The organism is Acinetobacter sp. 766875, assembly GCF_000582055.1.
GTDB lineage: Bacteria > Pseudomonadota > Gammaproteobacteria > Pseudomonadales > Moraxellaceae > Acinetobacter > Acinetobacter nosocomialis.
In genome coordinates, this window is sequence record NZ_JEXX01000001.1 from 163,988 (window position 1) to 188,826 (window position 24,839).

Genomic DNA, 24,839 nt, shown 5'->3' on the forward strand with positions numbered 1-24,839 from the left:
GTTCTCCTTATCGTTAGTACAAAGAATTACTTCTCTGCACTATTGATTTTCACGATTTGATCGAAAACACCACCATTATCAAAGTGTTGTTTTTGCACTTTTGTCCAACCACCAAACTCTTTATCAATTGTTACGAGTTTCAATGGTTTAAATACATTGCTGTATTTTTTGAGTACGGCTGCATTACGAGGGCGGTAGAAGTTACGTGCTGCAATTTCTTGGCCAGCAGGTGAGTACAAGTAGTTGAGGTAACCTTTCGCGATGGTGAGGTTGCCTTTTTTAGCAGCGTTTTTCTCAACAACAGCAACTGGTGGTTCAGCTAAAATCGAAAGAGACGGGGTAATAATTTCAAATTTGCCCGGTTGTTCGCGAACAGCTAAGTGAGCTTCATTTTCCCAAGCAAGTAATACGTCACCAATGCCACGTTCAGCAAAAGTCGTGGTTGCACCACGTGCACCCGAATCTAGAACTTTAGTGTGCTTATAAATTTGGCGGACATACTCTTGTGCTTTAGCATCGTTACCACCTGGTTGATGTTTTGCCCAAGCCCAAGCTGCAAGGTAGTTCCAGCGAGCACCGCCAGAAGTTTTCGGGTTTGGTGTAATAATTTCTACACCTGGTTTGATTAAGTCACCCCAGTCTTTAATTTGTTTAGGGTTACCCTTACGTACCAAAAACACGATTGTTGATGTGTATGGAGTAGAGTTTTGTGGCAATTTCTTCTGCCAATCAGTTGGAAGTAATTTTGCTTTTTCTGCAATTTCATCGATATCAGCTGCAAGAGCTAATGTCACAACGTCAGCATTTAAGCCATCAATCACGGCGCGGGCCTGTTTACCAGAACCACCGTGTGATTGTTTAAACTGAATATCTTGTCCAGTACGCTGTTTCCAGTAAGTACCAAACTGTTTATTAAAGTCTGTATATAACTCGCGAGTTGGATCATAAGAAACGTTTAAGAATTCTTGAGCTGCAAATGATGAAACAGAAAGAAGAGCAGCAATAACCCCGACTTTTAATTGAGAAAAACGCATGAGATAACCCCTCAAAAATACGAAATGTTCAAAACATGAACGCAGAATAGCGCTAGTCTTTATTCTAAAAAAATAATAAAAAACGAATTTAATATGAAAAATATAGAAATATAAAAAATGGATAAGCTATTCTTAAATCTTGATATATAACAAGTTTCAAAAGTGCTGATTAAATCGGTATAATTTTTTAAAATCAGTCATTTATTAATTAAATGAAAGGTGTTGTATTGTTGGGCGGTTTTTAAGAAAGGACGGATTAAGCATGTGGTGTTTTAAAAATGGACAACCTGTTGAAACCATTCCGTTACTAGACCGAGCATTTCATTATGGAGATGGTTGCTTTAGCACAATTCGTGTTTTTCAGAATGAGATAGAGCTTAAAGCTCGTCACTGGGAACGTCTAAAACTTGCTTGTCAAAAACTAGCTTTAATTGCAAATTTTGAATTAATTGAACAGAGTTTGCAGCATTTATACCAACAAAACCTTGTGCTCAACGGCACTTTAAAAATTGTGATTAGCCGCGGTGAAGGTGATCGTGGTTATACTTTACCAAAGCATGAGGCAGATATTTATGTCTGGTTTTATCCAAAAGCACTGGAGCAATTCCAACCCGACTTTATAAAGTGCGGGGTTTTAAATCAGGCCTTGGGTTTAACCATGCCGAGTCTAGTTGGACTTAAATCTTTAAACCGTCTAGAACAGGTATTGCTAAAAAAAGAAGCAGATCAACAAGGGTGGGCAGAAGCATTAGTATCTGATGTACAAGGTTATATTGTTGAAGGGGTAAGCAGTAATTGTTTTATTCGTTTAAATGATAGATGGATTACACCGGAACTTCGCTATAATGGCGTCCACGGTGTGATGCGTGCAGAAATTTTGGCACGTATGCAGCACCATGGAATTGCCTGCGAAGTCAGAATAATTGAATTAGATGAAGTGCCACAAATACAGAGTCTATTCTTTTGTAATGCTTTACATCCAATGCGAGTGGTTACTCAAATCGGTGAACAAACTCTAGATTCACAGGCGTGCCTAAATTTATTTCATAATCTTAACTTGAATCAGATTCATTAATATGCCGAAGCCACCTGTGAACGCGAAAGCAAAAAATGCTAAAAAAAAGGGCAAGAAAACAGCATCTCATTTTCCTAAAAAGTTGGTGCTGATTGGCTTTTTTATCGTTTTAATTTCTATTTTTGCTATTTTGTGGTCAAGTTTATTTAAAGCTTATCCTGTTGAAGGGAAAAAGCAGATGCTATCGATCACATCAGGTGAGACCTATTCTGGTTTTATTGATCGTTTAGCCAAAGAAAATAAAATCCATTTCCCAATTGTACTTAAGCTTTATCAAAAGTTTATGATTCATGACAGCATGAAAGCTGGTGTGTATGAAATCGAACAGGGAATGAGCGTAAGACAAGTATTGGAGATGTTGTCTAATGCTGATAATGCTCAGATGAACCGTATTTTAGTGATTGAAGGTACGACTTTTAAACAGCTTATTACTGCACTCAAAAATGATAAAAATGTAAAAAATACAATACTCGATTTACCAGATGACCAGCTTATGAAGGCTTTAGGTATTCCTTATCATCATCCGGAAGGTTTATTTGCGCCTAACACTTATTTCTTCGCAAAGGGTGAGACTGACAAAAAAATCCTCACCGATTTATATCATCATCAAATGAAAGCTTTAGATACTGCTTGGGCAAATCGCGCACCAAACTTACCCTATAAAGATAAGTATGAAGCTTTAATTATGGCTTCGATTGTTGAAAAAGAAACAAGTATAGATAGTGAGCTTGAGCAAGTATCTGGTGTATTTGTACGCCGTTTGAAAATTGGTATGCGTTTACAAACTGACCCAACCGTGATTTATGGAATGGGTGATAACTATAAGGGTAAGATCAGTCGCGAAGACTTACGTACACCAACCGCATATAATACCTATACAATTAATGGCTTACCGCCAACACCAATTGCTTTGCCAAGTCAAAAAGCAATTGAGGCCGCCTTACATCCAGATGATTCAAATAACATCTATTTTGTAGCGACTGGTAATGGTGGACATAAATTTACGGCAGACTTGCAAGCACATAACCAAGCAGTGCAAGAGTATTTATCCGTGTTGAGATCGAAGAAATAAGGAAAAGAGATGTTTATTAGCTTTGAAGGCACGGAAGGGGTAGGAAAAACTACACTCATTCGAAAAATTCATCAGCATTTTGAAGAGCAAGGTAAACAAGTTGTTTTAACTCGAGAGCCGGGTGGAACACCGCTCGCAGAACAAATACGTTCGATGCTTTTAGCGGTAAATCATGATGAAAATATGAGTCATGATACTGAGCTACTCTTAATTTATGCGGCACGTGCTCAACACTTACAACAAGTGATTTTGCCGGCTTTAGCCTCTAACAAAATTGTTTTAAGTGATCGTTTCACAGATGCCAGCTTTGCTTACCAATGTTCTGGTCGTGGTTTAAGCCAAGATAAATTACAGCTTTTAAATCAGAACTTTGTTTCACGTATGCCAGAGGTGACTTTCTGGTTAGATGCACCGATTGAACTCGGTATGAATCGTGCACGTGAGCGTGGAGCTTTAGACCGTTTCGAGCAAGAAAAGTTAAGCTTCTTTACTAAAGTTCGCGAAGGTTATGAGACTTTATGGAAATCTGAACCAGAACGTATTAAACGTTTAGATGCTACGCAAAGTCCTGAACAGGTATTTGAGCAAGCCTTGCAATACTTAGGATAAATAATAAAAGCCACTCTCAGTTCTGTGGGAGTGGTTAAAAATGACGACAAATCTGCTTAAAAAGATCATAGAACATATTGAACAGTATTTTATGCTATTTTGAATACTGTTCTAAAATTGAAGAAAAATAAGGATGAAAAGTTCAAAAGAAGAAATCATAGCGTTTCTTGAAAAGGAATTTCCCCCAAGTCTTGAACATTGCACGATTGAATCAGTTACACCTAGAGCTGCTGTCGTTTATTATCATGTAGATCAAAGACATCAACGCCCAGGCGGTACCATATCTGGTCCAACCATGATGACTTTGGCAGATTTTGCTTTGTATATTGCAATACTCGGTGAAATTGGAATTGTGGGTTTGGCGGTAACGACGAATTTTAATATTAATTTTCTAAGAAAACCCGCAGGTGATAAAGACTTACGTAGTGAATGGAAGCTTATGAAAGTAGGAAAAAGCTTAGTCGTGGGTGAGGTCTGGATTTATTCAGTTGGGCTAGAAGAACCAGTAGCGCATGTGACCGCGACTTATTCAATTCCACCCAGATCACAAATATAAAACTAAATAAAAAGCACAGCCAGAGCTGTGCTTTTTTGTAGAAAAATAGCCTAAATGTCGGTATTAACCAAGGGCTGCTCTACTGCAAAGTTTGGAGGCGTTAGAACCGTTTTACGAATCTCACTCGAAGTTTCCGGATAATCTAGAGTGTAATGTAGGCCACGCGATTCTTTACGGTGCATGGCACAGCGAACGATCATTTCGGAAACAAGTATAAGATTACGCAGTTCAATTAGGTTTTTGCTGACACGGTAGTCTTGATAATATTCAGTGATTTCACGCTTTAACATCTCAATACGGTGTAAAGCACGTTCTAAACGTTTTGTGGTTCTGACAATACCAACATAATTCCACATGGTTGAACGTAACTCATCCCAGTTTTGTAAAATAACCACATCTTCATCTGGGTTGGTTACTTGTGAATCATCCCAAGTTGGTACTTCTGGTAATATGAAGTTTTCATCAAATTTATTTTCGATGTCTTTTGCTGCACTCATACCGTAAACAAAGCACTCAAGTAACGAGTTACTTGCCATACGGTTTGCGCCATGTAAGCCTGTATAAGAGGTTTCACCAATTGCATATAGACCTTCAATATCGGTCTGGCTGTTGGAATCAACAACAACACCACCACATGTATAATGTGCTGCGGGTACCACCGGAATCATGTCTTTGGTAATGTCGATACCTAGCTCAAGCAATCTTGCATAGAGTGTAGGGAAGTGCTCTTTAATAAACTCAGGTGATTTGTGGGTAATGTCTAACCATACATGACGAATACCGAGACGCTTGATTTCATGGTCAATGGTACGTGCCACAATATCGCGAGGAGCCAACTCTGCACGATCATCGAAACGTAGCATAAAACGTTCGCCGTCTGGCAGGCGTAAATAAGCACCTTCACCACGCATCGCTTCAGTAATTAAGAAAGAACGTGCTTGCGGATGATATAGGCAGGTTGGATGAAACTGGTTAAATTCCATATTGGCTACACGGCAACCTGCGCGGTAAGCCATAGCAATACCATCACCTGTAGCAATATCTGGATTAGATGTATAAAGATAAGCTTTCATCGCACCACCGCAAGCAAGTGCGGTAAATGGAGCAAGGAAAGTATGAACTTTTTCTGTTTTTTCATCTAATGCATACAAACCAATAGCACGATTCGCTTGATCTATATGACCCAACTTATGCGACGTAATTAAATCAATCGCAATGTAATTTTCAAAAATTGTAATATTCTTGCGTTCTTTCGCTCGTTCAACCAATGTAGTTGAAATAGCTTTGCCTGTTGCATCAGCAGAATGGATAATACGGCGCTGTGAGTGACCACCTTCACGTGTTAAATGAAGCTGTTCATCTTCATCTAAGGTGAACTGCACGCCTTGCTTTAAAAGAAAATCAACAGAAGGACGGCCACCTTCTACAGTATGCTGTACTGCATCTATTTCACATAAATGAGCACCTGCAATCATAGTGTCATTAATATGTTGTTGAATAGAGTCAGTTTCATCAAGAACTGCAGCAACACCACCTTGTGCATAGAAGGTACTTGCTTCAGTTAAAGCAGCTTTGGCTAAAACCGCAATATTAAAATGACTTGGTAACGATAAAGCTAGGCTTAAACCAGCACCGCCACTGCCCACAATAATCACGTCAAAGTGGTGAATTGTCTGTTGATTAGGCATGTCCATTCGCATCAATTTAAAACGTCCGCTAATGACACCCCTTTTTACCTAAAAAGGCAAGAGCTTAAGCGCTCTAAGTCACAGAAAAATTGCAATTAGCTTAAAAAATTGCAATGTGTAAAATAAACGTGATGAGGATGCCTTACAAATAAACATATTGTTACGCACAATTCCAAAGCGTTGTGATACAACAGTTTTATTCTTATTCTCGTAGACCAATTGTGGGTGAGCACCGAATGAAATCTCGCTATTTACAACAAGGAATGTATGCAGCGGTATTTACAGTTGCTGCTGTTCAAGCAAACGCTGCTGTTGATTTTTCAAACCTCGTTGAACAAGTTAGTCCGGCTGTGGTGAGTGTAAACGTTGTAAAAAAAATGACGCAGGATGAACTGTTACAGCAGCAAGTTCCTGAAATTTTAAAACGTTTCTTTGGTAATCAGGTCATCATTCCACAGCAACAAGGTCCTCAAGAAAAAACCGCATACGGTAGTGCATTCTTTATTAGTAAAGATGGTTACTTACTTACAAACCATCATGTGATTGAAAATGCTTCCCGCATCAGTATTACTTTAAATGACCGTCGTGAGATTGATGCAACTGTTGTTGGTAGTGATGAACGTACCGATGTTGCCTTATTAAAAGTGAATGGAAATAATTATCCTGCTTTAAAAGTAGGAAATGTTGACCGTTTACGAGTGGGAGAGCCTGTTTTAGCGATTGGTTCGCCATTTGGTTTTGACTACTCAGCTTCAGCAGGTATTGTCAGCGCTAAATCACGTAACATGAGCGGTGAAACCTCTGTACCATTTATTCAAACAGATGTAGCTTTAAACCCTGGTAACTCAGGCGGTCCATTGTTTAATCAAAATGGTGAAGTTGTCGGGGTGAACTCACGTATCTTTAGTGGTACTGGCGGTTATATGGGCTTGTCTTTCTCTATTCCAATCGATGTAGCGATGGATGTAGCTGAACAGCTTAAAACAAAAGGCAAAGTTACTCGTTCATACCTAGGCGTTATGATGCAAGATATTGACCGTAACCTTGCCGATGCTTACAAACTGCCTAAACCAGAAGGTGCTCTTATCACACAAGTTACGCCAAATTCACCTGCTCAAAAAGCAGGACTTAGAGCTGGCGATGTGATTTTAAAACTTAATGGTGCTTCTGTACTTCGTACAAGTGATTTGCTCTATGCCTTAAACAAAGTACAGCCAAACCAAACAGTTCAGTTTGAAGTATTACGTGATGATAAAACTCGTAATATTTCGGCAACTCTGGCAACTGCACCAGATGAAACACCTGCTACAGGTACTCAGGCTTCTACTTCTAAAGGTCCAGTATTAGGCATGAGTATTCGTGATTTGGCTGAACCAGAGAAAAATGCGTTAAGCGTGAAAGGTGGTATTTATGTTCAAGATGTTCGCCGTGGTGGGCTAGCATCATTGTCAAATATCATTCCTGGTGATGTAATTGTTCAGGTTAATAATACTCAAATTTTGAATAGCCAAGATTTTGCTAAAGTTGTTTCTAACTTACAAAAAAATACGGTTGCTCGGGTTGGGATTATTCGTCAAGGCCAACGAGCAATGCTTGGTTTGCGCATCCAGTAATATGACATAAAAATGAGCCACCCTGAAAATGGGTGGTTTTTTATTATTTGGATTCGGCATAATGTGATCTAGCTAATTTGAATGTAGCTTTAGATTTAATAATTAAAGTGGGTGTTTTGTGAGCAGTATTTTCGATTTACATATTCAGGTTCAGCCACAGCATATTGATGCTTTGGGCCATGTTAACAATGTAATGTATGTCCAATGGATGCAAGATGTTGCAGCTGCTCATGTTGAAACATTAGGAGTAGGCGTAACCAAATATCTTGAGCTCAAGCATGCAATGGTTGCTGTTGAGCATCATGTGCAATATCGTAAAGCTGCGTTTGAAGGCGAAGAAATCGTACTACGGACATGGCTCGATGATATCAATGCACTTTATTCATTTCGTCAGTATGTTTTTTTTCGCCCTTCTGATCAGGCTGTCTTATTTGTTGGGAATACCAAGTGGGCATGTATTGAAATTGAATCTGGCCGACCAAAACGTATGTCACCGACTTTTACACAAGCCTATAAGCCACTTGACTCAAGTATAAATCCTTTAGATTTTACTATTTCGTATGCTCGATAGTCGGAAGTATTACATGTGTTTTGAATTGTCATTTTTTAGAACATAAGTACAAAGCTCATGATTATTTTGGATACTTTAAAATATCCATCTGCTATAATCTCTCGCAATTTGTTAAACCGCTTTGGCTATGTATTAAAACAAGCTACATAGCACTTTATATTTTCTCAAGGTAGCCCATGGCGCAAGCTAAAAAATCAGTTGATATCAAAAATATCCGAAATTTCTCGATTATCGCTCATATCGATCATGGTAAGTCTACTTTGGCTGACCGTTTTATTCAGATGTGCGGTGGCTTACAAGATCGTGAGATGCAAGCTCAGGTCTTGGACTCAATGGAGCTTGAGCGCGAACGTGGGATTACCATTAAAGCAGCGTCTGTGACATTGTATTACACCCATCCAAATGGGCAAGAATATCAGCTTAACTTTATTGATACCCCAGGGCACGTCGACTTCTCGTATGAAGTATCGCGTTCATTAGCAGCGTGTGAAGGCGCGTTATTGGTCGTAGATGCGGCGCAAGGCGTAGAAGCTCAATCAGTTGCAAACTGTTATACAGCAATTGAACAAGGCCTCGAAGTTCTTCCTATTTTAAATAAGATTGATTTACCGCAGGCTGAACCTGAACGTGTAATTCATGAAATTGAAGAAATTATCGGGATTGAAGCGACGGATGCGCCAACTTGTTCAGCAAAAACAGGTTTGGGCGTTGAAGGTGTATTAGAACGTTTAGTCGATGTTATTCCAGCGCCAGAAGGTGATCGTGAAGCTCCACTTCAAGCGTTAATCATCGATTCATGGTTTGATAACTACTTAGGTGTAGTCTCTCTTGTCCGCATTAAAGAAGGTCGTATCCGTAAGGGCGATAAAATGTTGGTTAAGTCGACAGGACAAACTCATCCGGTAACTTCTGTAGGTGTATTTAACCCTAAACATACTGAAACCGATATTCTTGAAGCTGGCGAAGTAGGATTTGTTATTGCTGGTATTAAAGACATTTTTGGTGCACCAGTAGGTGATACTATTACGCTTGCGTCTACACCAGATGTTGCAACTTTACCTGGTTTTAAAAAGGTTAAACCACAGGTTTATGCGGGTCTTTTCCCAATCGATTCAAGTGATTTTGAACCATTCCGCGAAGCATTACAGAAATTACAAATTAACGATTCTGCCTTGTTCTTTGAACCTGAAAGTTCTGATGCACTTGGTTTCGGTTTCCGCTGTGGTTTCTTAGGCATGTTGCATATGGAAATCGTACAAGAGCGTTTAGAGCGTGAGTATGATCTCGATTTGATTAGCTCTGCACCAACAGTAGTCTATGAAGCCGTTACCAAAAAAGGCGATACGATCTATATCGACAGTCCATCTAAAATGCCTGATGGTTCAGTTGTTGAAGATTTACGTGAGCCAATTGCTGAATGTCATATTCTTGTGCCACAAGAGTACTTAGGTAATGTCATGACCTTGTGTATTGAGCGTCGTGGTGTACAAAAAGACATGAAATTTTTAGGTAATCAAGTTTCGATTACTTTTGAAATTCCAATGGCTGAAGTCGTGATGGATTTCTTTGACAAGCTCAAATCATGTTCACGTGGTTTTGCATCGCTAGACTATAACTTCGTACGTTTCGAAAGTTCATCTTTAGTTAAGGTTGATGTATTAATTAATAGTGAAAAGGTTGATGCCTTGGCTATGATTTGTCACCGTAATGATGCTCGCCATCGTGGTATTGCTCTAGTTGAAAAAATGAAAGATTTGATTCCACGTCAAATGTTTGATGTTGCAATTCAGGCTGCTATTGGTGCTCAAATTATTGCTCGTTCGACTGTTAAGGCGATGCGTAAAAACGTTCTAGCAAAATGTTATGGCGGTGACGTGTCTCGTAAGAAGAAATTACTTTCTAAACAAAAAGAAGGTAAGAAACGTATGAAACAAGTGGGTAGTGTAGAAATTCCACAAGAAGCGTTCTTAGCTGTTTTGAAAGTAGAAAGATAAAAGAAAGGGCTGGGATGAACTTATATTCTCCCAGCCATAAAGCAAGCAGCTAGGCTGCGAGTGAGGTCATGTGGATTTTGATTTTAATTTAATTCTTGTTCCAGTTACGCTGATTTTATTTGCAGTGTGGTTGCTAGATAAGCTTGTTTTTAAACAGCGTGCAAATAAAGGGCGAGAGAACGAAAATTTTGTTATTACATGGGCCTATGACTTTTGGCCAGTTTTAGCTGTTGTGCTTGTACTTCGCTCATTTCTTTATGAGCCATTTAATATTCCATCAGACTCTATGGTTCCAACTTTAGAGACTGGCGATTTTATCTTAGTTAATAAATTCGACTATGGTGTGCGTTTACCTATCGTAAATAAAAAAGTCATTGATGTAGGTGAACCGAAACGTGGTGATGTCATCGTATTCCGTTACCCACCACAACCAACCATTAGTTATATTAAGCGTGTAATTGGTTTACCAGGTGACCATATTGTTTACGATCATGGTCAATTGATTATTAATGGTCAGAAAATTCCTAAAGTACCAACACAATTTAGTCGTGAAAAAGATGCTTTAGATACACCAACGTCTATTTATCATAAAGAAACAATTGGTGATCATACCTTTACGATGCGTGAACTCGAAGGTGTAAACGTTGCGCGTCAGGCACCATTTATCAACTATGTTGATAATGGCAAATATTCAAACCAAGACGGTTTATATTGGGAAGTAACTGTTCCGAAAGGACATTACTTTGCAATGGGGGACAACCGTGATCAAAGTGCTGACAGTCGTTTCTGGGGGTTCGTTCCTGAAGAAAATTTAACAGGCCGAGCTTTCTATGTCTGGATGCACAAAGAACCTGGTTTCCACCTGCCAAGCTTTAACCGAAATGGAAAAATAGATTAAAAACAACCATTAGGAAAAACAAAAATGCGTAAGGCACAACAGGGTACTTCGTATTTAGCAATTTTATTTGGGGTGGTTATATTTGCAATTGCGGCGAAAGCCGTACTTGCAGTTTGGCCAGCATATTGGGATGATCGTGTGATTAATAATCAGATTACAGAGCTCATGCAACAAAGCTCAGCTGATATCACACCCCAAAAGTTTATGATACAGATGGACCAACGGCTGGAGATGAACAATATTCGTGATCTCCATTTTAAGGAAATTGCTGAAGTGTTTAACGAGTCTGGTCTAATCGTCAAAAAGAAATATGAAGTAAGAAAACCTTTCTTACTAAATATTGATTTAGTTTTAACATTTGAGAAGAGTTTTGACAAAACATCAGTTCAAACTAAGTGATCCTCGCTTACTCAGTCGAATCGGTTATCAATTTAAGCAGCCCGAATTGCTACAGTTAGCTTTGACTCATCGTTCGGTGAGTCATAAGTATAACTATGAACGTCTGGAGTTTTTAGGCGATTCGTTGTTGGGGATGATCATTGCCAATTATTTATACCATGCCTATCCACATGAAAATGAGGGGCGTTTAACACGTATGCGTGCGACTTTAGTTCGCCAAGAAGCATTAGGTAAAATTGCAACCGATTTGCAACTTAGTCGGTGTTTAATATTAAGCACAGGCGAGTTGAAATCTGGTGGTCATCATCGTGAGTCAATATTAGCGGATACGGTAGAGGCGATTATTGGTGCAATTTATCTTGATAGTAGTGATCTGAACCTACTCAAAGATATTGTGTTAAAATGGTATGTACCTTATTTAGATCATATTGAGCCAACAGATCAACTCAAAGATCCAAAATCACGTTTACAAGAGTATCTACAAGCACGTAAAAAACCTCTCCCTGTTTACGAGGTTGTAGATATTCAGGGTGATGCACCTCATCAACACTTTACAGTCGAATGTTTGGTAGATGGTTTACCAAAGATTTATGGTGAGGGGTCAAGTCGTCGTTTTGCCGAGCAGGCAGCAGCGGCGGAAATTTTAAAGTTATTGGAGCAATAACCTGCATGTCGATGCATTCTGATCAAATCAATCCAGATTCAAATGAAAACCAAGATCCAAACAATCTGATTGATCAATTTTTTAGTTCCAAAGGCGTTACAATTCCTTCGGATTTTAAGAGCGGATTTGTGGCGATTGTAGGACGTCCAAATGTGGGTAAATCTACCCTCATGAACCATTTATTGGGTCAAAAACTCTCAATTACTTCACGTAAACCTCAAACGACTCGCCATAAAATTATTGGTATTGATTCACGTGAGAAGATGCAAGCGGTTTATGTAGATACACCGGGAATGCATAAGAAAGAAGTACGTGCGATCAATAAAATGATGAACCGCGCTGCTCATTCTGCATTACGTGATGTTAACTTGGTTTTATTTGTTATCGATGCATATAAGTGGACTCAAAATGACGATTTAGTGCTTGAGAAACTCAAGAACGCTGAAATGCCAGTTATTTTGGTCATTAATAAAGCTGATACTTTTGAAGATAAAAGAGAGATTCTTCCTTTAATTCAAGAGCGTACCAAGCTTATGAATTTTGCTGAGATTGTTCCTGTTTCTGCTCTTCGTGGAGCAAACTTGGAACATTTAAGTGAAACGATTGAAAAATATCTTCCTTATCAGCCGCCACTGTATTCATTTGATCAAATTACGGACCGTTCAGAACGCTTTTTAGCAAGTGAAATCATCCGTGAAAAAATTATGCGTCAGTTGGGTGAAGAGTTACCATATGATTTAACAGTACAGATTGAATCTTTTAAAACAGAAGAGGCAACTGTTAATGAGAAAAATGGTCGATTAAAACCAGCTTGTACCTATATTGATGCAACAATTTTTGTTGATCGTCCTGGCCAAAAAGCGATTGTGATTGGTGAAAAAGGTGCCAAGCTTAAAACGATTGGTATGGATGCTCGCAAAGACATGGAAAAAATGTTCGAACAAAAGATCATGCTTACCTTATGGGTTAAGGTTAAAGGCGGTTGGTCTGATGATGAACGTGCTTTGAAAAGTTTAGGATATAGCGATATCTAACAAGCAGGGAATACTGGTATGAAAACAATTACATCAATATTGGCTATTATTGGGTGTACATTGATGTTACAAGGTTGTGTATATAAGCTTGTAACCGTACCAGTAGGTATTGCTTATAAAACAACTAAAGGTGTCGTGAAGGGTACAGCTGCTGTTGTAGGAGCTGTAATTCCTGATGATGACGATAAAAAAGAAAAAGAATCTAAGGAATAGTTTCTTTTTATGATGCGCAATGAAGTCCTACATGGATATATGATTCACCATCGTAAATATCGTGAAAAAAGCCATATTGTGCATCTCTTCACTCAGGAATACGGGCGGGTCGATGGCATTTTAAGACAGACTCCTCCTCCCCAATATCAACCAATTCGGTTGCAAGCTACAGGTAAAAGTGAACTCAAAAATTTTACGAAGCTGGAAATATTAAATCAGCCAGTTTTCTTTTTTGGTGATGCTTTTTTTGCTGGCTTTTACTTAAATGAAATTGTTCTAAGACTTTGTCCTCTAGAAGAACCAATGCCACAAACTTTTGAACAATATCAATTAACTTTGCTTCAGTTACAACAATTATCTTCTCACGAAAATCCCGATCTTTTTCTCAGACAGATCTTAAGGCAGTTCGAACATATCTTACTTCCAGAGTTGGGCTATGCAATTGATTTTTCAGTTGATAGCTCACAAAAAGAAATTTTGCCAAATCAGTTTTATCAATTTCAAGTGACTGAAGGCTTTGCTCCCGTTGTCCAGGCAAGCCACTCATCTTTGTCGGGAAAAGCAATTTTATCTATGCTGGATTATGAGCAAGGGCAGGATTTTTCTCACGAACAATTGCAATTATTAGGTAAACTATACCGTCAAATGATTACATCGCTTTTAGGTGATCGTCCCCTAAAAAGTCGACAATTGTGGATTCAAAATACTCAAACTCAATCGTAATTAGGATTTATTTATGGCTGCATTGCTTGGTGTAAACATAGACCATGTTGCTACTCTAAGACAGGCGCGCGGTACTACTTACCCAGACCCTGTAGAAGCTGCTCTTATTTGTGAACAAGCTGGTGCAGAGGGGATTACTTTGCATCTTCGTGAAGACCGCCGCCATATTCAAGATGATGATGTGCGTCGCATGCGTCCATTGTTAAAAACACGTATGAATCTAGAGTTGGCCGTTACTGATGAAATGGTTGAGTTTGCCAAAGAAATTAAACCACAGCACGTGTGTTTCGTTCCTGAAAAACGTCAGGAAGTAACAACTGAAGGTGGTTTAGATGTAGTAACTAACTTTGAAAAAGTTAAGGCTGCAACCCAGGCTTTAGCTGCTTTGGGATGTGACGTATCATTATTTATTGATGCGGATTTTGCTCAAATTGATGCGGCAGTTGCATGTGGCGCACCTACGATTGAGTTGCACACAGGTGCATATGCCGATGCAGCAACAGAACAAGAACAACAAGAAGAGCTGGCTCGTATTGTAAAAGGTGTTGAATATGCCGCTTCAAAAGGTTTGGTTGTAAATGCAGGACATGGCCTTAACCTAAAAAATATTGCACCAATTGCAGCAATTCCACAAATCCATGAATTAAATATTGGTCATTCAATTATTGCAGATAGTGTTTTTGTAGGTCTGGCACAGGCTGTTAAAGATATGAAAAAAGCGATTCAGGCAGCAGGATAAGTAGTAATGTCGAGTATCAATTACGATGAATTAATGCAGCCTGTGTTGGCATTTTTGGGGTGTCAAACTCCAAATGAATGGTTAGATGAGGCCGTTAATAATTTAGACATCTTGATGCAAGATCATGCCAATTGTGAGAAAAAAGCAGCCGGTACGGCAATGAACTTGATGTTCCGCTATAGTTTTTTTACAGATCTACAAGTCAAACTTGCTCAACTTGTACGTGAAGAAATGCTTCACTATGAACAAGTTCTCGAGTTTATGACGAAACGTGGCCAAGAGTGGAAAGGTTTAAGCGCAGGACGATATGCAGGTGGCTTGCGAAAAGAAATACGTACCTATGAGCCAGAAGCTTTAATTGATGTACTGGTTATCGGAGCTTTTGTAGAAGCACGTTCATGCGAACGTTTTTATGCACTTGCTCCGCGTGTAGATGACGAACTGGGACGTTATTATCGTTACTTGCTTAAGTCAGAATCTCGTCATTTTGAAGACTATTTGGCACTAGCGCTTGATGTTGCCAAAACTGCCAAAATGAAAGATCCTGAAGAGGATATTCAGCAACGTATTGAACACATCCGTGAGGTTGAAAAGAATCTGATTTTGACTCCGGATGATACTTTCCGGTTTCATAGTGGTATTCCTGCATAGTCTTGGGCGCCTCAAATAAAAAAGTTTACCTTTCACGGTAAACTTTTTTATTAGGTGAGCTTTATCTTTTTGGCTATAGACATGTTCTGCTTTTAGTTTTTAAATGCATATAATTATTTAATAAATATATTTTTTATAGATTTTAATTTCTCTTAAAATTTTTAAAAAAACTTTTATTTTTTTAGGCTAATAATCAATATTGTGTAAATATAAAGGCTGATATGTTCATCATGAGTTCAACTGAAATAGTTGATTATTTCTAAGGATATAAGAATGTTAGCATTAGTTACAGGCGCATCGGCAGGTTTTGGTTATAGCATTTCAAAAAAATTGATTGAGTTGGGCTATAAAGTTATTGGTTGCGGAAGACGGGCAGAAAAACTAGAAGAATTAAAACAAGAACTTGGTGAGAAATTCTACCCATTAGTATTTGATATGACAGATACAGTAGAAAATATAAATAAGTTATTTAAAGAATTACCAAATGAATTTCAAATCGATCAAATTGACTTACTGGTCAATAATGCAGGCTTGGCATTGGGTCTAGAGCCAGCAGATAAAGCTGAATTAGATGATTGGTACACGATGATTGATACCAATGTTAAGGGGCTGGTTACTATTACCCGACTAATTTTACCAAGTATGGTGCAGAAGAAATCGGGTCTAATTATTAATATGGGGTCAATTGCAGGTACATATCCATATCCTGGTGGTAATGTTTACGGTGCAACAAAAGCTTTTGTGGAGCAGTTTAGTTTAAATCTTCGTGCAGATTTAGCTGGTACTGGTGTACGAGTAACAAATATTGAGCCGGGACTATGTGGCGGTACTGAATTTTCTCTTGTGCGTTTTAAGGGGGATCAGGAGAAAGCTAGTAGTTTATATGATAAAAAGAATCCAATCTTGCCTGAAGATATTGCAAATACGGTCGCATGGATTGCATCACAACCACCGCATATTAATATTAACCGTATAGAAATGATGCCAACGACTCAGTCTTTTAACCCTTTAAAAGTTGTAGAAGTGGAATAATGTAATTTTAAAAAAGATCTAAGCGTAGAAGGTCACCTAAGTTTAGAACTGATGATTCGATCTGGTAAATATTCGAATTATGAAAAGCAAATCCTCTACAGGCAGTAGGGGATTTTTTTATAGGTATACTTTAATAGAAGGCAATAAAAAAGCCCGCTTTAATGCTGCGGGCTTTTTAATATTTGGCTCTCCCACCTGGGCTCGAACCAGGGACCTGCGGATTAACAGTCCGTCGCTCTACCGACTGAGCTATGGGAGAATCTGCATGCGATTATAAGGAGATTTTGACAAGGGTCAAGTGAAAATCGTCATGTTTCCTTCATTTTTGTGTTGTATGCTTTTTATTTGATCAAGTTGAGTGGCGAGGATATAAATTACTTGCACTTTAAAAACTCAATTGCTAGATTCAAAAAAGAACGAGCGTTTGGAGTAATCCAAACAGTGTGGATTTAAACCAACTTGCCAGCACTAAAATGGCTAAATCGGAGATAAGTATGAAAACACTTACTGTTGCTTCTATTTTTTCTAATTTTGATTTTTATCAACGCAATTATCTCAATATTTTAAATCAACCAGAATCTTATTACACACTTGTAGAAGATGCATGGATCAATGCTTTTCCATTTAAAAAGCAGGATTTGTACTTAGGTGACTTATTACAACTCTGGTTTAGCTCAAAATGGGATGCGCATACTTCACTGAAAGTTTTAAAGTCTTGCAATATATTAGATCAATCTAAACCCCTTTATATTTTCCAACTCGAAGGGGAATTATTGTGGGGTAAAAATAAAGTTTTAGCTTGGTCTACTCAGTTTCATAAAGTGATAGAGCTTCAACTTAAGAATATTTGGGCACCTTATGTAGTTGCACAAACTTGTGACCGTCCAGATCTTCCTGACTTAATAAAAAAGGCAGCCGTTTAAAGCTGCCTTAGTTTTTATGGTCGAATAATCATACAAGTCGCTGTTGCATAAGCATAAATTTTGCCTTCTTCATCAATAATTTTGCCTTCGGAAATACCCAAATTTTTACTTATATTAATAATCTTACCTGTAGCAAATAAAGTCTGATTTTGAGGAATAGGACGACACATTTTTACATTCAGATCGATAGTTCCATAACCTACACCAGCGGGTAACATCGTATGCACAGCACAGCCAGTCACTGAATCTAGAACAGTTGCAGCGAAACCACCATGTACGCCACCTAAAGGGTTTAAATGGCTATGATCTGCTTGTGCTTTAAAAGTTACTGATCCTTCAGAAATTTCAGTGGGTTGCATAGGTATAGTTTTGCTAATACTCGCAGGCGGAATGTGGCCTTCAACCATGGCTTGTAAAAATTCGAGGCCTGTCATTTCCATAGGTTTTTTCATTTTTGAGTCCTTCAGTTATTAAAGTTCTAAAATGGAACTTGATGTTAAATTAGGCGTTAAATTAACTATTGTCAAGTTGGAGTGAATAGGAGGATAGGTCATTTATAGTTTATAAACTTGTAAAGTTGGATTGGGCAGAATATTTTATAAATCTAAAAATATAAATTTCGTATGGAAAATAATAATGAACGGTCAGTGTTTATGTGGTGAAACAACTTTTGAAGTTGAATTAAAAAATCATGATGTTCATGTTTGTCATTGTTCGATGTGTCGAAGACAGACAAGTGGTGTCATTATGACAGTTGATGTAGTTAAAGGTAGTTTAAAGTTTCTTCAGCAAAAGCATCTTAGTGTATTTAACTCTTCTGAATGGGGTGAAAGGGGCTTTTGTAATGCTTGTGGAACAACAATTTTTTGGAGAACGAAAGATAATAGTTATTGCAATATCAATGCATTTTCCTTAAATGAGCCGGTAGAAGGTTTACACCTTGATATGGAAATTTTTATTGATTCAAAACCCGATTTTTATACTTTTCAGAATGATACCAAGAAACTAACTGGGGCCGAGGTGGTTGCGCTATTTAACCCAGAATAATTTTAATTATAAAAAAGGCCTCAATTTTGAGGCCTTTTTTAGTTTTACAAATTATTTTGCAGCTTTTTCAGCTTCGATAGATGCAATCGCAGCATCAACACCTTTGATTGATTCAGCAGCTTTTTTGATACGTGCTAAAGCATCAACGAGTACTTCATCAGCTGTTGCATATGAAATGCGCATGAAGCCGCCTAAACCAAATGCATCACCAGGAACAACTGCTACGCCAGTTTCTTCAAGTAACCATTCAGAGAATTCTGTGCAAGACTTTAAGCCTTTTGCACGAATAAGAGGGCGAATATTTGCATATGCATAGAATGCGCCATCAGCAGGTAAACAAGAGATACCTTTGATGTCGTTTAAGCCATTAACTACTAAGTCATGACGACGTTTAAACGCTTCAATCATTGGCTCTAAAACATCTTGTGGACCATTCAATGCAGCTTCAGCAGCAACTTGTGAAATTGAAGTTGGGTTAGAAGTTGATTGAGACTGGATTTTTTTCATTGCACCAATGATTTTTGCTGGACCGGCTGCATAGCCAATACGCCAACCTGTCATTGCATATGCTTTAGATACACCATTTAAAACAATTGTGCGGTCATATAAATCTGGAGCAACAGTTGCAATGTTATAGAACTCATCTTCCCAACGGATTGGTTCATACATGTCATCAGAAGCAACAAATACTTGTGGATGACGACGTAAAACCTCAGCTAAAGCTTCTAATTCAGCTTTGCTATAAATCATACCTGTTGGGTTAGATGGGCTGTTTAATACTACTAAGCGAGTGTTAGGAGTAATTGCTGCTTCTAGTTGTTCAGGTGTAATTTTGAAACGTTGGTCTTCACCACATTTCACAATAACTGGCGTACCTTCAGCAATAATAACCATATCTGGATAGCTTACCCAAAATGGCGCAGGGATGATCACTTCATCCCCTTTGTTTAATAATGCAAGTGCCAAGTTAAAGAAGCTTTGTTTACCACCACATGAAACCAAAATCTGGTTTGCTTGATAATCAAGATTATTATCACGCTTCAATTTAGCAATAATTGCTTTTTTTAACCCAGGAGTACCATCTACAGCCGTATATTTTGTGAAACCATTATTAATCGCTTCAATTGCAGCATCTTTGATGTGTTGAGGGGTATCAAAATCTGGCTCGCCAGCACCTAAACCAATCACATTCTTGCCAGCAGCTTTAAGCTCAGCTGCTTTATTAGTTACAGCAAGTGTAGGGGACGGTTTGATGGCATTGACACGATCAGAAAGACGTACGTCCACGGCAATATTCCTCTTATGGGATTAAAAAATAAAAAGCATACTATCTTATCGCAAAAATTAAGTAATTTGCGGATGTGGGTATTTTTAGATGTAAAAAAGTTTAATTTAGAAACGTTCTTGTTGCGGTTTTATTCAATTGAAGCTTTTTTCGAAAGAAATGAGAAAAATCCTTTATAATAAATCGCAATCGAAATATCGAGACTGAATTATGACTGAGCAACAGCCAAAACAGAAAAAGGCTTTGGTGAAATTGCCATTCCCAATGCCTAATGAAAGCAACCAAGCTGGCGATGCTGTACACAACCAAGTGCGTCCGAAGCCAGAGCAATATGCAGATAGAACTTGGATGCCACCTCGTGGTACTCGTCGTTCTATGGGTAAGCGTTAATTAAAAAAACAGGCAATATGCCTGTTTTTTTATTGTTGTAGTACTTCTTGATAATAAATTTTTTTCTTTTGATACATGTGATGATCTGCGCGTTTTAACATCTCTTCCACTTGTTCATTTTCTTTTGTCGTTGCGTGTCCAATTGCAATACTAATAGGATGGCTTGAGTAATATTGATTATCGATATTAAAAAGCTCCTGAATAGTTTGAAGCATAATCAATACATTTGCCTCATCTGCACCAGGCATCAAAATTACGAACTCGTCTCCACCAATTCGGGAGGCAGTATAAGCAGTATTCGTAATAGCTTGGTTTAAAATATTCCCCACACGACGTAATAAACCGTCACCAATATCGTGGCCAAGTTGATCATTCGTTTCTTTTAAACCATTCATGTCTAAAAAAATTGAAGAAACAGGACGAATAATGCTGCGGTTTAAACGATTAAGCTCTTCTGTAAAGAAAGCACGGTTATAAAGTTTAGTCAGTACATCATGCTGACCTAAATATTCTAAATAATTTTCAGCTTTCTTTCGTGCAGTAATATCTGTAAGAGCAACCTGTACCAATCCCCAAGTATCTTCATAACCGGGGAATACGGTAAATTGCAGTAAAACATTTCTGATTTGGCCATCTAATGCATAGTTAACGGCTTCACGCTTATGGTGAATATTTCCTTGCCAGAGTTCAATTAGTTGTTCTCTAAAAGTTTCCACCATCTCTTGAGCAAAAATTTTATGCGTATTTTTTAAAAGAGCGGTTTTGTCAGGTGCTTTAAATAAATCAAGAGTCGACTGATTAACATCTAAGATTAAAATATCTTCGATACATTGGCGCACGAATTCAGGATGCACATCTAAAAAAGTCCTAAAGTCTTCAATACCTAATAGCCTAAGCTGATCAATTCTATTTTTAATACGGCTAAAATCTTCAACCCAAAGAGAAGTGGGGGAGTAGATAAACATTGATTCTGCTAGGCGTCGATTTTTCTCTTCCTGACGAAGTGCATTTTGATAAGGCGTAATGTCTTCAGTGGTAATTAAAATACGGTCAAATGTAGTTTCAGAACCCGGTAAAATTGCTCCCCGTAGTTGTACATCAATACGTTTACCAGAGAGCGTGTAATTTATCGTGGTACTTGAGAAATGAGTTTTGCCATTCCATAACGCTTCGAGTTCATGAATGTGAGCTTCAAACATCTCTTTTTTAAAAATAAGATTTAAATTGGCACATAATTCTTCTTGGTTTTTTGCTTCAAAAAGTTCTAATACCTTTTGGTTGACCTTAATAATTTTAATTTTATGGGCGCATTCGGCAATTAAATTTTCATTTTGACTTAGAAATTCGTAAAGGTTTTCGACCCCTTGATTTCTCCATAAATCAAATAGCTGTTTAACTTCACTGAAGTCCTCAATCCACATTGGAATTGGGGTTAGGTCAAAAATTGAAGAATCTAAAGTTTCCATTTGTTTCTTTAAGTATTCAGTTTGTCTTAAAGTATAATGAGAAAAATTAGGATTTGGGAAAATAATCAATTTAAATCTTTAGAAAAATTAAAATAATGAGAAAGCAGAATTTATCTGCTTTACTCATAAAATATCAAAATAAATTAACGGTTAATCGGGTGGTCGATATTTTTCTCGCCGCGCCATAATTTAATGAAGTCTTGTTCATCAAAATCATAAAGTTCCATCAGTGCCACAATGACACTGACAAAAATCATTGCGCCTTCTGAGTTACCATGAATATTGAAAATCTTGCCATTGAGCTTACCTAAAATATCACTCAATTCGTGCTCTCGGCCTCTGCCATAGCGGTCACGAGGGTACAACTCTTCATTTAAAACAATCAGCGCTATTGCTTTTTCAGCATCTGATAAATCAGTTTTATCTAAAGCATCTTCAAAAGATTCACTGCCATGATTAAAGTAAAAAATAACCTCATCGTTAATAAAACTTTGAACCATTTTTTGAGTGAGTGTCGGAAACTGTGAAACAGCATTATCTTCAACATAAGGTTTAAATGATTCTGGAAAAATCACGTTGTGATATATGCCTTTAAAAAGTGGGGCAATTTCAGAAACTTTATAACCCGCGATCCCACATCCTAAAGCAGTGACAAAGTATTTCATTTTAGGATGATTTTTTGCATAAATTTTAAAGTCTTCAACATAATGCTCGATTTGGGAGAGAGGCATTTGTTGAATGTGTTCATTTAAGGTTGGAATTGCAAAGCTTTGTCCAGCCCAGCCACGTCCCACACCTTCTACAGCCCCAAAATGCTGACTGGCAACACGTGCGGCTCCACTACCATGTTGCCCAGCCATATTACTACCGAAGACAAACACTGTATCTTCAGGGAGTTCAGTTACAATACTTTCATCATGATATTGATAGGTCATGGTTATGCTTTTTATCTAATGGATAAGTTCATGTTGCAACCGTTTAAAGCATTGGTCAAGTGTCAAGATGCTTAATATTTTCGCTGTATATTAATCTGGCTACAGACTTTAAATTAGGGAAAAAATCCCCATTAAATTGCTAGACGATAAATTCAAATTTTTTATAAAGAGAGAGAACTGTGAACGAAAATCAACCTTTCGATTTGGTCACTCATTACCAGCCAGCGGGTGATCAGCCACAGGCAATTGAAAAGCTGGTAAATGGCGTCGAAAAAGGTTTTCGTAATCAGTTACTTTTGGGTGTGACTGGTTCCGGTAAGACCTATACCATGGCAAACGTGATTGCCCAAACACAGCGACCAACCATTGTGATGGCGCACAATAAGACATTAGCAGCCCAGCTTTATGGTGAATTTAAAGCCTTCTTCCCAAATAATGCAGTTGAATACTTCGTAAGTTATTACGACTACTATCAACCCGAGGCTTATGTTCCGTCTTCAGATACGTTTATTGAAAAAGATGCAGCAATTAATGACCATATTGACCAGATGCGTTTATCGGCAACACGTGCCTTGTTAGAGCGTCGTGATGCAATTATTGTAGCTTCTGTTTCTGCTATTTATGGTTTGGGTGACCCAAATGCCTATATGCAAATGTTATTGCATGTGGTTCAGGGTGATCGAGTGAGTCGAGACGAAATTATTCGCCGTTTGGTTGAAATGCAATATACCCGTAATGAGCTTGAATTTTTACGTGGTACTTATCGAATTCGTGGCGAAATTATTGATATTTTCCCAGCAGAATCTGACCAACACGCAATTCGTATTGAACTTTTTGACGATGAAGTAGATTCAATTCGTTGGTTTGATCCACTCACCGGTAAGATGGTGCGCAAAGTACCACGTGTTACGATTTATCCGAAAAGTCATTATGTAACGCCAAAAGACAACTTAACGCGTGCTATTGATACCATTAAGGATGAACTTCAAGACCAGCTTAAGTTCTTCCGTGAACATGACAAGTTGCTTGAGGCTCAGCGTATCGAACAGCGTACTCGTTATGATTTGGAAATGATGCAGCAGTTAGGTTATACCAATGGTATTGAAAACTACTCTCGTCATTTATCAGGCCGTCCAGCAGGTGAAGCACCACCGACATTATTTGATTATGTACCGGACGATGCTTTACTTATTATTGATGAGTCACATGTAACGGTTCCTCAGATTGGCGCAATGTATAAAGGTGACCGTTCACGTAAAGAAAACTTGGTAAATTATGGTTTCCGTTTACCAAGCGCGCTTGATAACCGCCCAATGAAATTTGAAGAGTGGGAACGTATTGTTCCGACCACTATTTTTGTGAGTGCAACGCCAGCTAAATACGAGTTGGAGAAGTCAGAACAAGTGGTTGAACAGGTCGTTCGTCCTACAGGTTTGGTTGATCCTGAAATTGAAGTTCGCCCAGTACTTACTCAAGTCGATGATGTTCTTTCTGAAATTAATATTCGTAAGAACTTAAATGAACGTGTATTGGTGACGACTTTAACAAAACGTATGGCGGAAGATTTAACATCTTATTTAAAAGAATATGGTGTTAAGGTCGCTTATTTGCACTCGGATATTGATACGGTTGAACGTGTCAAAATTATTCATGAGTTACGTACAGGCGTATTTGATGTTTTGGTTGGTATTAACTTACTTCGTGAAGGCTTAGATATGCCAGAGGTTTCTTTAGTTGCTATTTTAGATGCAGATAAAGAGGGCTTCTTACGTTCAGAACGTTCACTTATTCAGACCATTGGTCGTGCTGCGCGAAATGTGAAAGGTAAGGCAATTTTATATGCAGATAGAATTACCGACTCTATGCAAAAAGCAATTGATGAGACAGAACGCCGTAGAGCTAAACAAATCGAATTTAACGAGCTGCATGGTATTACACCACGTAGTGCAGTCCGTCAGGCCGTGAAAGAAATTGATACGGGTGAAGTGCTTTCAGATGATCAAATTGATGAGAAAATATTGGAGCAGGCACAAGCACTAAGTGCTGATGACCGTCATATTCTTTCTGACCCTAAATTGTTCAGTAAGCATATTACTAAGCTTGAGAAAGAAATGTTAAAGGCGTCTAAAGATCTACAATTTGAGCAAGCGGCTCGTATTCGTGATGAAATCGTTCGTTTAAAAGCGCAAATGTTGCAATAAATGGATACATAACACTACATGATTTGT

26 protein-coding genes, 1 tRNA gene and 1 pseudogene are annotated in these 24,839 nt (G+C 38.2%); 21 read left to right on the forward strand and 7 right to left on the reverse strand.

Annotated elements, in window-relative coordinates; all coding sequences use genetic code 11:
* Window positions 1-26 precede the first annotated feature (26 nt).
* Window positions 27-1,034, reverse strand: a complete 1,008-nt coding sequence (locus J576_RS00755; RefSeq protein WP_002052521.1) for a sulfate ABC transporter substrate-binding protein — start codon at window positions 1,032-1,034, stop codon at window positions 27-29.
* A gap of 262 nt (window positions 1,035-1,296) precedes the next feature.
* Between J576_RS00755 and pabC the strand changes: the two genes are divergently transcribed.
* From pabC to J576_RS00775, 4 genes are all read left to right on the forward strand, one after another.
* Entirely contained in the window at window positions 1,297-2,109 is an 813-nt protein-coding gene (gene pabC / locus J576_RS00760) for an aminodeoxychorismate lyase (protein WP_002052843.1), read from the forward strand.
* A gap of 1 nt (window position 2,110) precedes the next feature.
* Window positions 2,111-3,181, forward strand: a complete 1,071-nt coding sequence (gene mltG, locus J576_RS00765; protein ID WP_002052517.1) for an endolytic transglycosylase MltG — start codon at window positions 2,111-2,113, stop codon at window positions 3,179-3,181.
* A 9-nt stretch (window positions 3,182-3,190) separates the two neighbouring features.
* Complete coding sequence (tmk, locus tag J576_RS00770) at window positions 3,191-3,790, forward strand: dTMP kinase (RefSeq protein WP_002052412.1); 600 nt, start codon at window positions 3,191-3,193, stop codon at window positions 3,788-3,790.
* Window positions 3,791-3,923: 133 nt separating this feature from the next.
* A complete protein-coding gene (locus tag J576_RS00775; protein ID WP_002052601.1) occupies window positions 3,924-4,346 on the forward strand; it encodes a PaaI family thioesterase in 423 nt (140 codons plus the stop codon).
* Window positions 4,347-4,396: 50 nt separating this feature from the next.
* Here the strand turns inward: J576_RS00775 and nadB are convergent, their stop codons facing one another.
* On the reverse strand, window positions 4,397-6,040 hold the full coding sequence (gene nadB, locus J576_RS00780) for an L-aspartate oxidase (protein ID WP_031951254.1): 1,644 nt from the start codon (window positions 6,038-6,040) through the stop codon (window positions 4,397-4,399).
* 230 nt (window positions 6,041-6,270) lie between these two features.
* On the opposite strand from nadB, the gene J576_RS00785 reads away from it, so the two are divergent.
* The 12 genes from J576_RS00785 to J576_RS00840 all read left to right on the forward strand — a co-directional run bounded on the left by J576_RS00785 (window position 6,271) and on the right by J576_RS00840 (window position 16,565).
* Window positions 6,271-7,647 (forward strand): Do family serine endopeptidase, encoded by a 1,377-nt coding sequence (locus J576_RS00785; protein WP_002052609.1) that lies wholly within the window; start codon window positions 6,271-6,273, stop codon window positions 7,645-7,647.
* A 118-nt stretch (window positions 7,648-7,765) separates the two neighbouring features.
* Window positions 7,766-8,218, forward strand: coding sequence for an acyl-CoA thioesterase (locus J576_RS00790; RefSeq protein ID WP_002052732.1), 453 nt, complete (start codon window positions 7,766-7,768; stop codon window positions 8,216-8,218).
* Window positions 8,219-8,394: 176 nt separating this feature from the next.
* Entirely contained in the window at window positions 8,395-10,212 is a 1,818-nt protein-coding gene (lepA, locus tag J576_RS00795; RefSeq protein ID WP_002052578.1) for a translation elongation factor 4, read from the forward strand.
* Window positions 10,213-10,282: 70 nt separating this feature from the next.
* Entirely contained in the window at window positions 10,283-11,110 is an 828-nt protein-coding gene (gene lepB / locus J576_RS00800) for a signal peptidase I (protein ID WP_002052421.1), read from the forward strand.
* A 24-nt stretch (window positions 11,111-11,134) separates the two neighbouring features.
* Window positions 11,135-11,509 (forward strand): DUF4845 domain-containing protein, encoded by a 375-nt coding sequence (locus tag J576_RS00805; protein WP_033855456.1) that lies wholly within the window; start codon window positions 11,135-11,137, stop codon window positions 11,507-11,509.
* A complete protein-coding gene (gene rnc / locus J576_RS00810) occupies window positions 11,481-12,173 on the forward strand; it encodes a ribonuclease III (protein ID WP_025467956.1) in 693 nt (230 codons plus the stop codon). Before J576_RS00805 ends, rnc begins: the two co-directional genes overlap by 29 nt.
* A gap of 11 nt (window positions 12,174-12,184) precedes the next feature.
* Window positions 12,185-13,207, forward strand: coding sequence for a GTPase Era (era, locus tag J576_RS00815; RefSeq protein WP_079376989.1), 1,023 nt, complete (start codon window positions 12,185-12,187; stop codon window positions 13,205-13,207).
* A gap of 18 nt (window positions 13,208-13,225) precedes the next feature.
* Window positions 13,226-13,420 (forward strand): NF038104 family lipoprotein, encoded by a 195-nt coding sequence (locus tag J576_RS00820; RefSeq protein ID WP_025467957.1) that lies wholly within the window; start codon window positions 13,226-13,228, stop codon window positions 13,418-13,420.
* 9 nt (window positions 13,421-13,429) lie between these two features.
* Complete coding sequence (recO, locus tag J576_RS00825; protein ID WP_002052961.1) at window positions 13,430-14,143, forward strand: DNA repair protein RecO; 714 nt, start codon at window positions 13,430-13,432, stop codon at window positions 14,141-14,143.
* Window positions 14,144-14,156: 13 nt separating this feature from the next.
* Window positions 14,157-14,882, forward strand: a complete 726-nt coding sequence (gene pdxJ, locus J576_RS00830; RefSeq protein WP_002052525.1) for a pyridoxine 5'-phosphate synthase — start codon at window positions 14,157-14,159, stop codon at window positions 14,880-14,882.
* A gap of 6 nt (window positions 14,883-14,888) precedes the next feature.
* The gene (locus J576_RS00835) at window positions 14,889-15,533 is read left to right on the forward strand and encodes a MiaE family protein (protein ID WP_002052437.1); all 645 of its coding nucleotides are present in this window, start codon (window positions 14,889-14,891) and stop codon (window positions 15,531-15,533) included.
* A gap of 273 nt (window positions 15,534-15,806) precedes the next feature.
* The gene (locus J576_RS00840) at window positions 15,807-16,565 is read left to right on the forward strand and encodes an SDR family oxidoreductase (protein ID WP_002052905.1); all 759 of its coding nucleotides are present in this window, start codon (window positions 15,807-15,809) and stop codon (window positions 16,563-16,565) included.
* 183 nt (window positions 16,566-16,748) lie between these two features.
* On the opposite strand, the gene J576_RS00845 is transcribed toward J576_RS00840, so the two are convergent.
* Window positions 16,749-16,824, reverse strand: a tRNA-Asn gene (locus J576_RS00845).
* Window positions 16,825-16,873: 49 nt separating this feature from the next.
* Here J576_RS00845 and J576_RS20000 point away from each other — a divergent pair.
* Both J576_RS20000 and J576_RS00850 read left to right on the forward strand, forming a co-directional pair.
* Window positions 16,874-17,018 (forward strand): annotated as a pseudogene (locus tag J576_RS20000) (hypothetical protein); the annotation flags it as partial.
* Window positions 17,019-17,059: 41 nt separating this feature from the next.
* Entirely contained in the window at window positions 17,060-17,488 is a 429-nt protein-coding gene (locus tag J576_RS00850; protein WP_002052864.1) for a hypothetical protein, read from the forward strand.
* Between the two features lie 14 nt (window positions 17,489-17,502).
* On the opposite strand, the gene J576_RS00855 is transcribed toward J576_RS00850, so the two are convergent.
* A complete protein-coding gene (locus tag J576_RS00855; protein WP_002052956.1) occupies window positions 17,503-17,940 on the reverse strand; it encodes a PaaI family thioesterase in 438 nt (145 codons plus the stop codon).
* A gap of 184 nt (window positions 17,941-18,124) precedes the next feature.
* Here J576_RS00855 and J576_RS00860 point away from each other — a divergent pair, with 184 nt between their 5' ends.
* Window positions 18,125-18,535: a GFA family protein gene (locus J576_RS00860; RefSeq protein ID WP_002052812.1), complete on the forward strand. Its 411-nt coding sequence runs from the start codon at window positions 18,125-18,127 to the stop codon at window positions 18,533-18,535.
* 51 nt (window positions 18,536-18,586) lie between these two features.
* On the opposite strand, the gene J576_RS00865 is transcribed toward J576_RS00860, so the two are convergent.
* Window positions 18,587-19,822, reverse strand: a complete 1,236-nt coding sequence (locus tag J576_RS00865; protein ID WP_033855457.1) for a pyridoxal phosphate-dependent aminotransferase — start codon at window positions 19,820-19,822, stop codon at window positions 18,587-18,589.
* Window positions 19,823-20,030: 208 nt separating this feature from the next.
* Here J576_RS00865 and J576_RS00870 point away from each other — a divergent pair, with 208 nt between their 5' ends.
* Complete coding sequence (locus J576_RS00870; protein ID WP_000139632.1) at window positions 20,031-20,210, forward strand: hypothetical protein; 180 nt, start codon at window positions 20,031-20,033, stop codon at window positions 20,208-20,210.
* A 29-nt stretch (window positions 20,211-20,239) separates the two neighbouring features.
* On the opposite strand, the gene J576_RS00875 is transcribed toward J576_RS00870, so the two are convergent.
* Together J576_RS00875 and J576_RS00880 are read right to left on the reverse strand one after the other, a co-directional pair.
* On the reverse strand, window positions 20,240-21,676 hold the full coding sequence (locus J576_RS00875; RefSeq protein WP_002052624.1) for a sensor domain-containing diguanylate cyclase: 1,437 nt from the start codon (window positions 21,674-21,676) through the stop codon (window positions 20,240-20,242).
* 143 nt (window positions 21,677-21,819) lie between these two features.
* A complete protein-coding gene (locus tag J576_RS00880) occupies window positions 21,820-22,611 on the reverse strand; it encodes an A1S_2505 family phage non-structural protein (RefSeq protein ID WP_002052788.1) in 792 nt (263 codons plus the stop codon).
* A 179-nt stretch (window positions 22,612-22,790) separates the two neighbouring features.
* On the opposite strand from J576_RS00880, the gene uvrB reads away from it, so the two are divergent.
* Entirely contained in the window at window positions 22,791-24,812 is a 2,022-nt protein-coding gene (uvrB, locus tag J576_RS00885; RefSeq protein WP_002052726.1) for an excinuclease ABC subunit UvrB, read from the forward strand.
* Window positions 24,813-24,839: the final 27 nt, after the last annotated feature.